The sequence below is a fragment of the Chryseobacterium capnotolerans genome, from assembly GCF_021278965.1.
GTDB classification, from domain to species: domain Bacteria; phylum Bacteroidota; class Bacteroidia; order Flavobacteriales; family Weeksellaceae; genus Chryseobacterium; species Chryseobacterium capnotolerans.
Genome location: NZ_CP065589.1, coordinates 2,502,451 through 2,515,541, shown reverse-complemented (window position 1 = coordinate 2,515,541; position 13,091 = coordinate 2,502,451). Strand labels below are relative to the sequence as shown.

At 33.9% G+C, this 13,091-nt stretch carries 12 protein-coding genes; 10 read left to right on the top strand and 2 right to left on the bottom strand.

All coding sequences use genetic code 11. The annotated features are described in order from the left end of the window. Positions 1-19: 19 nt before the first annotated feature. Positions 20-760, bottom strand: a complete 741-nt coding sequence (locus H5J24_RS11960; protein WP_232816323.1) for a hypothetical protein — start codon at positions 758-760, stop codon at positions 20-22. Positions 761-1,645: 885 nt separating this feature from the next. Here H5J24_RS11960 and H5J24_RS11955 point away from each other — a divergent pair. The 8 genes from H5J24_RS11955 (at position 1,646) to H5J24_RS11920 (ending at position 9,677) form a co-directional block, all read left to right on the top strand. After that, positions 1,646-2,005 (top strand): helix-turn-helix domain-containing protein, encoded by a 360-nt coding sequence (locus H5J24_RS11955; protein ID WP_068942997.1) that lies wholly within the window; start codon positions 1,646-1,648, stop codon positions 2,003-2,005. A 408-nt stretch (positions 2,006-2,413) separates the two neighbouring features. Then, a complete protein-coding gene (locus H5J24_RS11950) occupies positions 2,414-3,688 on the top strand; it encodes an aminotransferase class I/II-fold pyridoxal phosphate-dependent enzyme (RefSeq protein ID WP_068942998.1) in 1,275 nt (424 codons plus the stop codon). Beyond that, positions 3,681-4,319, top strand: a complete 639-nt coding sequence (locus H5J24_RS11945) for a TetR/AcrR family transcriptional regulator (protein ID WP_068942999.1) — start codon at positions 3,681-3,683, stop codon at positions 4,317-4,319. Before H5J24_RS11950 ends, H5J24_RS11945 begins: the two co-directional genes overlap by 8 nt. A gap of 100 nt (positions 4,320-4,419) precedes the next feature. Then, positions 4,420-5,505, top strand: coding sequence for a DNA polymerase III subunit gamma/tau (dnaX, locus tag H5J24_RS11940; RefSeq protein WP_068943000.1), 1,086 nt, complete (start codon positions 4,420-4,422; stop codon positions 5,503-5,505). Between the two features lie 32 nt (positions 5,506-5,537). Then, the gene (locus H5J24_RS11935) at positions 5,538-6,119 is read left to right on the top strand and encodes a hypothetical protein (RefSeq protein ID WP_228407619.1); all 582 of its coding nucleotides are present in this window, start codon (positions 5,538-5,540) and stop codon (positions 6,117-6,119) included. 396 nt (positions 6,120-6,515) lie between these two features. Further along, a complete protein-coding gene (locus H5J24_RS11930) occupies positions 6,516-7,598 on the top strand; it encodes a chorismate mutase (RefSeq protein WP_068943001.1) in 1,083 nt (360 codons plus the stop codon). 125 nt (positions 7,599-7,723) lie between these two features. Continuing rightward, complete coding sequence (rsgA, locus tag H5J24_RS11925) at positions 7,724-8,650, top strand: ribosome small subunit-dependent GTPase A (protein WP_068943002.1); 927 nt, start codon at positions 7,724-7,726, stop codon at positions 8,648-8,650. Positions 8,651-9,260: 610 nt separating this feature from the next. Continuing rightward, positions 9,261-9,677: a nucleoside-diphosphate kinase gene (locus H5J24_RS11920; RefSeq protein WP_034687444.1), complete on the top strand. Its 417-nt coding sequence runs from the start codon at positions 9,261-9,263 to the stop codon at positions 9,675-9,677. An 83-nt stretch (positions 9,678-9,760) separates the two neighbouring features. Here H5J24_RS11920 and H5J24_RS11915 read toward each other — a convergent pair whose 3' ends face one another. Continuing rightward, complete coding sequence (locus H5J24_RS11915; protein WP_068943003.1) at positions 9,761-11,608, bottom strand: alpha-L-fucosidase; 1,848 nt, start codon at positions 11,606-11,608, stop codon at positions 9,761-9,763. Between the two features lie 153 nt (positions 11,609-11,761). Here H5J24_RS11915 and chrA point away from each other — a divergent pair, with 153 nt between their 5' ends. Then, positions 11,762-11,986 carry an MNIO class RiPP chryseobasin precursor ChrA gene (gene chrA, locus H5J24_RS11910; protein WP_068943004.1) on the top strand — a complete coding sequence of 75 codons (225 nt, stop codon included), beginning with the start codon at positions 11,762-11,764 and terminating at the stop codon, positions 11,984-11,986. A gap of 3 nt (positions 11,987-11,989) precedes the next feature. Further along, a complete protein-coding gene (chrH, locus tag H5J24_RS11905; protein ID WP_068943005.1) occupies positions 11,990-13,087 on the top strand; it encodes an MNIO family chryseobactin maturase in 1,098 nt (365 codons plus the stop codon). Positions 13,088-13,091: the final 4 nt, after the last annotated feature.

Sequence of the window (13,091 nt, the reverse complement as noted above, 5' to 3'; positions counted from 1 at the left end):
GAAGGTTTATTTTTTTCACCTACAACAATATAAATGTCATTGTGATTGATGACAAAGGTTTGATTGGTAATCTGCTGCCAGTAAATCCTTGTATTGGGATCATTAAAAAGATTGGGCTCATCATGAATGGAAAGTCTCCCGTTATCAATGGAATAGGTTTTTCTTTTTTTACATCATTAATGTAAAGAACTTCATTGAACACAAACATATTGTTCAGATCCTTATTGGTAAAAGGAATGGATATTTTTGTTTCATTCCCTTTGTGATCCTTATAAAGGATAAGATTGTTTTCAGTGAAGCTATAGGTTGCGTTTTTAAGCTTTACAAAATATTGGATATCATTGTAAAAATTGCAGGCCAGAATGTTATTGGCAACACGATGTATAAATTCATTTCCAGTAGTGAAAGTGATCTTGTCACTGCTGTGAAGTTGGGTCAGCTTAGGAAATCTGTTTTTAATAATGACTTTGTTTTCCTGAAAATCATTCAGGACTGTAATGCTGTCCTGTGAAGGATCACCAATAAATTCACCAAAGTGAAGGTTGTTTATTTTAAAATTATTGAACGTAATAAAGGAACTCCCATCATACCGTACAAGACCGTTTTCTGTAGAGATCCAGATAAAACCATATTTATCCTTAACAATAGCCTTTGCACTGCTTTGTGGAAGTCCATTGTCAATATTATACCAGGTAGATGTATAGCGTTGTCCGTATATGTTGAAATATAAGCAAGTAAAAAACAATGCCCAAACTCTCATGCAAAACTGATCTGTGTCTCTTGCCTTAAAGCAAAAAACGGTTAATAATAGTTTTTGTACAAGCCGAAGTTTTTTTAATAGGTAGGAACGATTGGAAATAAATTTTTGTCATTAATTTTTTGCGTGTGTGTTTTTAAGCGTTAAAATGTTTTTTTGATGCTGTAAAAATAATGAAATTATACAGATAAATTAGCATGTTTTAATTTGTTTTATGATAAGTTTTGTCTGTATTTGTTGATAGTGACGCTTATATTAGTCGGCTTTTTTGTAGTAATATTTCTACACAATGTGATAATTTGTTTTGTGAATTGGGTTATAAAGAAACTTCTTGAACTTAGTTTTTATAATTGATAATTCATTTATAAAGGATTAGAATATCTTTTTACAATTATAGAAGGAGTGTAAGATGTGGAATAATTGGGGTGTAATGAATGAAAATTATTGCAATACAAAGAGTTAAACTTTGCCAAATGATTATCAACTTTTAAATGGATAGATGTTTTGGCTGTAGCCCTTATTCATTGGGTTTTGTAGTAAAAATTTTACATGCATATTATGATTATTCTACAATTTTTTTTTGATCAGGGATGATGGGTTATCTACTTTTGCAAACAGTTCCCGCAGTGATGAAAATAGGTCGCTTATTACAATAAAGGTTCTAGAAACACAAACGATTTATCTCAAAAAAAACAAAGGTCTCTGCAAGAGATCTTTCGTTTTTTTATAGATATATTCCTAAATGAATAAAGTCAGAAATGTACATTAATTCTTAAGCATAAAATCTAGAACATAAGTATCTGTACTTTACCCGAAAAGTTCACCATATGGATTTTAATTCGTATTTTTAGTTTTATAGTTTTAATTAATTATAAATAAAAAAACAAGATGAAAAGAAGTGAAGAAATAACCCATCACTATTTTGATTTTTTAGAAAATCATATCCAACAAGTGATTTCGGGAGAGGTTCCTGAGTTTATGGAGGTCAATGAAATTGCTGGTCAGCTTGCCATTTCACACAAACACCTTACCGATACTATTAAAAAAGAAACAGGCCGGCATCCCTGTTCCTTTTATGACGAAAAAATTATCCAGCGGGCCAAGCAAATGCTTGCTGATTCGGATCATTCTGTAGCAGAGATTGCCAGGATATTTACTTATGACCCCTCCAATTTTTCAAAATTCTTTAAAAAAATGACAGGCGTAACCCCCGGCGATTTCAGGAAGTCATCTCAAACCAGGCCTTAATTTTTAAAGCTCCTAATAAATATTGTTTGAATCGTTTTTAATGATTAATTTTAATATAAAATACAGAATAAAAGCGTTGCCAATTATAGCATTATTTAACAGATAGAATAATGGAAAAAATAATCATTTATAAATGAGATTGTTATGAGAAATAATCATAAATTTTTGTTTTTTATTTATAAATATTGTTTTATTGTTTGCTTTTTTTTATTAAATTTAGGTAAGAAAAACTAAATAATTTACTTCCAAAGAAAAATATTCAAGGTTACAGATATTTAAGTTATTTGGTTTCCAGCGACTAAGAGAAATTATTGTGTCATTAATAATATTTAATCTTTTACATGAGCTTAAGCCTTTTAAAATAGCTATATATTTGCTCCTTATAAACCACAACAAACAAGATTAAGGATGAGCATCAATTTCACAACAGCAACATTTAGGGATTTTGAGAATATCCCAGACTTTGATATAGTTAAAAGAGCTGAAATATTTTATGATTTTTTAGACTATATGAAATCGAATGGACACATGAATTACAGATTGAAAAATAACTCAGGATGTAGTTCCGTGATGAATGTAGATATAGCAGGAAAGTCAAATGATTTTGTAAGTTTTGTTTCTAATGATTATCTTGGTTTTACACAACATCCGAAAGTGAAACAAGCTGCCATTGATGGAATACAGAAATATGGAACCGGAGCAGGAGCCTCGCCACTTATTGGAGGGCATTTTGTTTTTCATGATGATCTGGAAAAAAAGATATCTTCTTTTTTTGGAAGAAAGCAGGAAGAAGCAGTGATATTTACAACAGGATATACAGCGAACAGTGCAACTCTTCAGATTTTATTACAAAAAGAAGATATCGCAATTATAGATATGGCTGTACATACCAGTGTACATGAAGGATGTGCTTTTACTAATACAAAAACATTTCCTCATAATAATTTGGAAGCTTTGGAACACATTTTGAAGTCATCTGAAGATAAATTTCGTACAAAGCTAGTTATCATTGACGGTATTTATTCACAGGATGGTGATGTGTCTCCTTTGAAAGATATCTATAATTTAGTGAAAAAATACAATGCCTATTTAATGGTAGATGATGCTCATGGAGTAGGAATCCTGGGAGAAACAGGAAGAGGAGCATTGGAAGATGCTGGTTTGATGGATAAAGTTGATTTTATTACAGGGACATTCAGTAAAACGTTCGGTAATGTAGGAGGTTATGTGATCTGTGATAAAAAGATGGCGGCTTTTATAAGATTTCAGTCCCGCCAGCAAATATTTTCTGCAACAGCTCCGCCGTCTACAATGGGGATTATCAAAGCAATTGAACTTGTAGATGAAGAGCCGATGTGGCGTATTAAGCTTTGGGAAAATATAAATTACTTTAAAAAAGGATTGAATGATATAGGATTAGATACAGGAAATACCTGTTCCGCAATTGTTCCGGTGAAAATAGGAGATCCTAATATAACCGGAGATGTAGGAAAGCTCCTTATAGAGCATGGTGTTTATACTAATCCCATATTATATCCGGCAGTAGCGAGGAAAGATGCAAGAATCAGAATGGCTGTAATGGCTACTCATGAGAGAAAACATTTAGACAAAACGCTAAATGCATTTGAAGATATCAATAATAAATTGCATATTGCAAAAAAATTTAATAACAACCATGCCTAGAAAAGTTGTACAGGGTCCTATCAGAGATAAGGAGAAGACCAAACAGAAACTGTTGGCCGCAGTTGGTAAAATTTTAAGAGTAAAAGGTTACTCTGGCCTAAAAGTAAGCAAAATTGCAGCAGTAGCTGGTTTTGATAAAAAATTGATCTACGAGTATTTCGGAAGTACTGATAAGTTGATTGATGAGTATATCAAATCTCAGGATTACTGGAGTAATAATCTTGCAGGCGCTAACGAAATTGACCTTAGTGACGGTGGGAAAGAACTGTCTAAAATTGCTTTGATTAATCAATTCGAAAGCCTTAAGAAGAATAAAGAACTTCAAAAGATTATTCTTTGGGAACTTTCAGAGCATAAACCTATTTTAAGGAAACTTGCCGATGAGCGTGAAGAAATGGGAGATGTAATGTTTAAAAATATTACTGATCCTTATTTTGGTGAAGATGGAGCAAAAAGATTCAGAGCTATTATGGCATTGCTAATTTCCGGGGCTTACTATCTGAATATTCACACCGCTGCTAATGGAAGTACTTTCTGCGGTCTGGATATGAAAAGTGAAGAGGGCCGATCAGAAATAGAAAAAGCAATTAGTGATATTGTTGAGTTTGCTTATCAGGACAAAAATAAATAATTAATTAAAAGTTTTCCAATTAATACAGAATTATACTTCTTGTGGATAATTTGAAAACTTTTAATTTTCAAATTAAAACTATATTTCTTATTTTTGACCAATGGAAAATTTTATAGTATCTGCAAGAAAATATCGTCCTCAGGAGTTTGACACAGTTGTAGGACAATCCCATATTACGGATACTTTAGAACATGCAATTGAAGAAAGCCAGCTTGCTCAGGCATTGCTTTTCTGTGGTCCTCGTGGAGTGGGTAAAACTACTTGCGCAAGAATTCTAGCAAGAAAAATCAATGAGAAAGACGGCTCCGTTTCAGAAGATGGATTTGCATATAATATCTATGAATTAGATGCTGCATCCAATAACTCTGTAGATGATATTAGAGAACTGATAGATCAGGTACGCTTTGCACCCCAGGTTGGTAAATACAAAGTATATATCATTGACGAGGTCCATATGCTGTCTTCCGCTGCTTTCAATGCTTTTCTTAAGACGTTGGAAGAACCGCCGGCTCATGCCATTTTCATTTTGGCAACGACGGAAAAGCATAAAATTATTCCAACCATTCTATCCCGTTGTCAGATTTATGATTTTAAAAGAATCACTATTGAAGACATTCAGGGACATTTAAGAAACATAGCTCAAAAAGAAAATATCCAATACGAAGATGATGCCCTTTACCTGATTGCTCAAAAGGCTGATGGAGCATTAAGGGATGCTCTTTCTATCTTCGACAGACTTTCTACATTCTCCCAGAGAAATATTACCCTGGCAAAAGCCGCAGAAGTATTAAACATTCTGGATTACGATCAATATCTGAATATTGTGGACCTTGCCAAGGAAAATAAAATTCCTGAAGTTCTTTCCGCATTTAATGATATCGTTAAAAAAGGTTTTGATCCCCATATTTTTGTTGCCGGACTAGGAAATCATTTCAGAGATCTAATGATGGCTCAGAATGCTTCTACCATAGATTTGATTGAAGTAGGAGAGAAAACAAAATCGAAGTTTGTAGAACAAGGTCAGAAATGGAATGCTCAACAACTGATTGATGGTATCGAGATCTGCAACCATGCGGATATTAATTACAAGAATTCCAAAAACCCAAGACTTACGGTTGAAATTGCATTAATGCAATTGGCTTCGCTGACTGCTAATTCAGACGTTACTAAAAAAAAAAATTCCTGATACTGGCTCCGTTTCTCAATGAGAAGCAGGAAGTGAAAATCCCTGAAAAAGTTCAGGAGAAAAAAGAAGTCGTTAAGACAGTGACCACTGTACAGGCAGAACCTGTGCAGGCTGCTGTGATTAATAAAACTACAAAACCATTATCCAGACCGGGCGTTTCTTCAGGCTTCAGTATCAATTCGTTTTTAAACAAAGAAGAGAAAACTGAAGTAGCAGAAGATGTTGCCGTGAGAACTGATCATCTTCCAAAAAATCATTTTACAGATACAGACCTTCAGGCTGAGTGGAAAATTATGCTTAAACATCTGCAGATAAAAAACAATTTTGTTTTTAATGCAGTAAAAACATTCAAACTGGAGAAAAAAGAGGAGAATAAGATCAAAGTTTTATTCCCTTCCGATTCTGCAAAAGTAGAATTTGATAAAATAAGTGGAGAATTTTTTAATCATTTCAGAAGAAAAGTTCAGAACTATTCCATTGAGGTAGAATACGTGCGAGACGTTGAAAATCTGAAGATTGAGGTAGTCACCAAAAGAAAAATTTACGAAAAATTCATAGAAAAAAATCCACTTTTGAAAGATCTTGATGATTTAATGAAGTTTGATTTGACATAATTTTTATATATTTGTCAAAGTTTTCTGCTGAAAATAACTTTTCAACAAAAACAAATTATAGTAAGAAACGCTAAAACAAAGACATTTCCAGAACAAAATGGAAAAATTATCTAATACATATCTGTCTTTCTTTGCACCCGCTAATTATTTTAGCGGTTATTTTAGCTTTTCTGCTTCTTATTTTAGAAATTTTAGAACGTATTACCGATTTTATTGGTACTGTTAATAAAATTTCTTTCCAAAAAATACAGGAGAAGTAGAGCCCTTTCATTTTCCTGATTCCTTTAAACAATTTTTGAACGGCATTTTTTGAAAAGAATTATAAATTAAATTTTATAATCAAAGGGCTATTGCTGTGAACTTAATAAAAAATATAAAAACAATAAAATTTAGAATATGAATTTAAAAGATTTAAAAAACGAGTGGATCGATGGGCTTACACAACCATTAATGATCGCAGGACCATGTAGTGCAGAAAGTGAGGCTCAGATGCTTGAAACTGCCAGAAGAATTAAAGAATCTAATGCTCAGGTATCGGTATTCCGTGCAGGAATCTGGAAACCTAGGACGAAGCCTAATGGATTTGAAGGAGTAGGAGTGATTGGTTTGAACTGGCTAAAAAAAGTAAAAGAAGAATATGGTTTTAAAACTGCAACTGAAGTCGCTAATGCTCACCATGTATTTGCAGCGCTAGAAGCAGATGTAGATGTCCTTTGGATTGGAGCACGTTCTACTGTAAACCCTTTCACAGTACAGGAAATTGCAATGGCTTTAAGAGGAACAGATAAGCCGGTATTCGTTAAAAATCCTGTAAACCCAGATCTTGCCTTATGGGCTGGAGCGCTGGAAAGACTTTTAGGTCAGGATATTAAAAACCTGGGAGTAATTCACAGAGGGTTCTCAACATACCAAAAAACAAAATACAGAAATAATCCTAACTGGCAGATCGCTCTTGATTTCAAAAGCCAGTTCCCTAATATTCCAATGCTGATTGACCCTTCTCACATTTGTGGTAACAGAACTGGATTGGCAGATATTACCCAGGAAGCGCTTAACGTGGGTTACCAGGGAGCAATCATCGAAACACACTCTAATCCTGATGAAGCTTGGAGTGATGCTGCACAGCAGATTACTCCTGAAGTATTGGCTGATCTGATTGGGAATTTAAAAGTAAGAAGTACAAATCTTGCTGGTTTCGAAGGGGAAATGGGAAGACACAGAACATTAATCTCAGATCTTGATTTCCAATTAATTGAGCTTCTTTCCCAAAGGATGAAAATCTCAGAAAAGATCGGTAAGCTTAAAAAGGAAAATGATATCGCGATCTTCCAGCCCGAACGTTGGAAAGTGATCACAGAATACGCAACTCAAAAAGCAAAAGAAACAGGAATGTCTCAGGACTTTATTGAGAAAGTGTTCAAAGCCATTCACGAAGAATCTATTGAGGTACAGAATAGTATCATGATCGATAAGAATTAAATTATTGACCACTGATAATAAAGAGTAGGGCTTAGGGAATAAGAACTTAGGAAATTAAAACATTTGTTTTCTCCTATATTTCTCAACCCTAAGCCCTAATTCCTTATATTTGCACCATATTATCTATGAAAGGAAAAATTATTAAATCTACAGGCAGCTGGTACCAGGTTTTGGAATTGGAAACAAATAAAATTTTCGAGGCCAGAATCAGGGGGAAATTCAAATTGATTAAAACACGACTTACCAATCCGCTTGCTGTAGGAGATTTTGTGGAATTTCAGCTCGAACAGGATGATATTGCATGGATTACTAAAATAGAACCACGCAGAAATTATCTGATCAGAAAATCTGTAAACCTTTCAAAAGAAGCGCATATTATTGCCTCCAATATTGATCTTGCCTGCTTTATTTTTACTTTGAAGCATCCGGAAACCTCATTAGGTTTTCTGGATAGATTTCTGGCATGCTGTGAGGCTTACAATATAAAACCTCTAATTCTTTTTAATAAAATTGATGTTTTACATGAAGAAGAAATTGAGATTGTAAAAGAGGTTGAGCTTGATTATCAGAACATAGGGTATGAGACATTGGAAATTTCATCATATTCAAAATTAAATCTGGATCAGCTTCAGGAAATTCTGAAAGATAAAACTTCTGTATTTTTCGGCCATTCAGGATGTGGAAAATCTACTCTGGTTAATGCCTTGCAACCTGGATTAAACCTGAAGACTTCTGAAATTTCAGATACGCATTTAAAAGGAAAGCATACCACCACATTTGCACAAATGCATTTCTGGCATTTTGGCGGAAATGTTATTGATACTCCTGGAGTTCGTGAGTTTGCTATGATTGATATTGAAAAAGAAGAAGTACAACATTACTTCCCTGAAATATTCAAAAAAAGGGAAGAATGTAAGTTTCACAACTGTCTTCACATCAATGAACCTAAATGTGCCGTATTGGACGCTCTTGAAACTGGAGAAATTCAACACTCCCGCTATGCAACCTACGTAAAGCTGATGGACGAAGCCGAAGAAGCCGCTCAAAAATAATTGTAAAATATTTTTATCAATATCATACCTTCATATAATAAATATGGAGGTGTTTTTTTTAAAATCTAACAAGTTTTTAAAATCTGTTAGGTTTGTTCTGTGCTTTAGATTTCTAATTCCGTTTCTAATCTTAGAAACCAACTTTAAAACAGTAAATAAAATAATTTAGGAAACTTATTTCATTTTTAGAGAAAAGAAATAAAAGGATTTTAAAATAACTCTACTTTTTATCGCATGTAATTTGTTGTATAACTCTACTTTTTGTGTCAAAATATTTTGAAATAAAAAAATATTTAAAAAAAATCAATTATTTCATTGATTGAATTAGAAGCAATACGATATTAATCTACTTTTATATGGTTTTCAATTTTGTCAAATTATCAAAAAAACATTCAATTTTTTACAAATAAAAAACCCAGCCGAAGCTGGGTAAAAACTAATAACCATGAAAACTCAAATTAAACATGAGAATCGTAATAGAATTAACAATTACTGTGCCAAAGGTTGGTTCATGGTTTCTTAACAAAAGTTATTTTTATGTTAAAAAAAAATTAAAATAAAAATCAAAGATATTTTTTGTAATTTTGCACCATTAAAAAAATATACATTTATGTCTAACATTACATTCACTATGATTAAGCCTGATGCAGTTGCTGACGGACATATCGGTGCAATATTGGGTAAGATTGCTGAAGGAGGTTTTAAAATCAAAGCTTTAAAATTAACTCAGCTTACAGTTGCTGATGCAAAAAAATTCTATGAAGTACACGCTGAAAGACCATTTTATGGTGAATTAGTAGAGTTCATGAGTTCTGGTCCTATCGTAGCTGCAGTTTTAGAAAAAGACAATGCAGTTGAAGATTTCAGAACATTAATTGGAGCTACTAATCCTGCTGAGGCAGCAGAAGGTACTATCAGAAAAATGTTTGCTAGAAGCATCGGAGAAAATGCTGTTCACGGTTCAGATTCTGACGAGAATGCATTAATCGAGGCTCAGTTCCATTTTTCAGGAAGAGAGATTTTCTAAGAAGATTTCTTACAAAATAAAAGATCCGGAGAATATTTTTCTCCGGATTTTGTGTTTTTATGAGCTCTTATTTTGAACTTTAATTAAAGGTTGTTTTCAATAGCTCCTACATTTTCTCTGTATAATTCAATAGGTTTATTCAGCAAAACAGCTAAGACAGTCATCTGTTTATCCAGTCTTTCTTTAGGAATATCAATGTAAATGATTCCTGGCCGGTCACTCCAGTATAGTTTATTGTAAATAGTGTGAGTAAGCATGCTGCCATCACCCACGATTCGTATTCTGGCAACGTCATTTTTTATTCCTTTTAGAGCAATAGGGCCGGTAGGGGCTCCCTCTATAAAAAGATAAAGGGTTTGTTGGTCTTTTGATAAAGCACTCATTCCAGAGAAGTGTCCCTCTGGTAATCCTTTTCCTGTTTCAAATAAAGCTTCAGAGTGTTTGCTTATCCATTGCAGGGTTTCCGGGTTTGTTTGAGGTGTTTTTTTAATTTTCATATCAAGACCATCATGAGTTAAACCATCATGTGTCAATAAATTATGATCATAGTGCAGAGCATTAGCTATATTATAAACTGCTTCCTGTGTATTTTTGATTTCCAATATCTCGGCAAGAGACTGTTCTTCCTTCTTAAAATCTTTCAGAAATGTAGGTGGATTCTCAAAAATAACTTCTACAACAGTAACATCTTTATCAAATTTTACATTGGAAAATTTTAAAGTCAGTGTTTTTTCAGCATTATAATCTGTTGTAACAACAGCGGCAGGATCTCCAATGATTTTTGCCAAAAGAGGTTTTGTTGCCAGTCCATAGATTTTTGTGAAATTTTTGGCTTCATCAAGATAAAGGAATAATGATTTTTTAGAAGTTGATAAAGATGATTTTCCTTTGTAATTATTAAAAGGAATTCCGCGTGTTGTTTCGTAAACAGCATGCTGATTTTTGGAGGTCCAGCGTCCAAGGTTTTTAAGAATATCAATCTGTTCCTCCGGAATGGTTCCGTCTGATTTCGGACCGATATCCAGCAAAAGATTTCCACCCATGCTGATCACATCTGCCAATGTGCTTACGATCATATTCGGGGTCTTATATTTTTTATCATAAGGCTGGTATCCCCAGGAATCATTCATGGTATAGCAAAGCTCCCAATAAGGGTTTTGTGGAGGTACTACCGGGATGCCTTGTTCAGGAGTGTCATAGTCTCCATGATTATTGAGCCTTGAATTGATGATAATATTAGGGTTGTATTTCTTAAGTAAATCTAAGGTTTGAGTGGCTTTCCATTCCTCAGATGTATGTTCCCAGTCTCCATCGAACCAAAGAAGATCGGGGGCATAATGAGAGGAGAGTTCATTAAGCTGACTTTGATAATAGCTGATAAAATTCTGCCATCGTGTAGGTTCGTCTTTTATTTCGTAACGCTTTTTTGTCCGGGTATTGATGTCATAATACGGATGGCTCCAGTCTGGCAATGAGAAATAAAGACCTGTTTTTAAACCTGACTTTTTCAGTGCGGAAATAAAAGGAGTGAGAACGTCTTTTTGGGCCAGAGCGTTTTGGGGAATGCTTATCGCTTTTTCTGCTTTTGTGTTCCAGAGTGAAATACCATCATGGTGTTTTGTGGTAATAACAGCATATTTTGCTCCGGATTCCTTAATAAGGTCTACCCATTGCTTTGGCTGATATTCTGAAGCTGAAAAACCATTCAGCTGTTTCATATAATTTTCGTGATTAATATAATTATTGAAGAATGACCAGGATTCGGAGATCCCGTTAACAGAGTAGATTCCCCAATGAATAAAAATGCCCAGTTTTGCATTTTTAAACCATTCCATTTTTTTACTGTTGTCAACTGTTTGAGCCTGAGCATTGATACTCTGTGCAGAGAATATCAACCCAAGGAAAACAGCTTTAATCAGACGGCTTTTCATATATAGATTTATTTTAACTTTAAATATAAATAAAGAAAACAGTATACTATAAAATAGTTTCTAATATTTATTAAGAATTGCTATTGAAACGTTTCTTATTATTGTATTTTTATAAATGGAACATTTATTGTAATTTTTTTCTAAAAGAGCATTATGAAAATCCCAACATTATTAATGGCGAGTTTATTGGCAGTAGGAGTTTCAGCACAAACTACAAAACCTGCAGCAAATACCAAAAAGCCGGTGAAGAAAGTTAAAAAGGTTGCTCCAGCTCCAGAAAGTCCAGAAAAACCTAAACCGACGACCCCTAAAGCTATTGTTAAAAAAGATACCGTGAAGATGAGTCATTTTTCTTGTCCAGCCTGTGGAATGGGGTAGAATATGAGAAGACCACTGCTAGGATTATCTATGATGGCAGAAGCAGAGTTTATTTCTGCTATTATGCCTTTATTACAAAGCAATTCTGTTGAAGTGCTTGAATGGTCATTTGATACATTCTACAATATGGAAGAACCTTCTTGGCTTGGTGATCTGCTTAATTTTTATGCAGAAAATAATCGTTTGATTGGTCATGGAGTATATTATTCTTTATTTGATGCCCAATGGAGCGAAAGACAGGAGATGTGGCTTAGCCAATTAAAACAAGAGTTTCAAAAAAGAAAATATAACCATATTACGGAACATTTCGGTTTTATGAATACCGAAAATTTTCATCAGGGAGTACCATTACCCGTTTCTTTACACTCTAAAACATTAGAGATTGGGAAAGATAGGCTTTACAGGTTACAGGATGCCGTGCAGGTTCCTGTTGGGATAGAAAATCTTGCCTTTTCATTTTCATTGGATGATGTAATGGAACAAGGAGCGTTTCTTGATCAATTGACAGAAGATGTGGATGGGTTCCTGATTCTTGATCTCCACAATATCTATTGCCAGTCCTGTAATTTTGAAGTGGAAATGCAGGAAATTATTAAGCTGTATCCTTTGAATAAAGTTCGGGAAATTCATCTGTCAGGAGGGAGCTGGCAGGAAAGTGCTTACGGGAAGAAACCGGTGCGGAGAGATACGCATGATGATTCAATTCCTGAAGAGATACTGCTGATATTGCCTTCAATATTATCCCAATGTGAAAATCTGGAATATATGATCATTGAAAGGTTGGGACACACCATTAATACAGAAGAGAAAAGAAACCGTTTTCTGGATGATTTTGATAAAGTTAGGGCACTGATTGACTCATCAGATCTGGAAATTCAAAATAAAAATCCCTGGAGTAAGAAGGAAGTGCAATTCCCCCAAAAACCTTTAGAAGATATGATTTTACATGAAGAACAGACATTGCTGACAAAGCTGTTGTTTGACAGTGTTGAAGCTGTATCTATTCAAAATCATGAATTTCACTATTTTAAAACAGAAAATTGGGATCCGGAAATGATTCTTACCGCTCAGAACATCATTAAAAAATGGAATCCTTACTAAATGA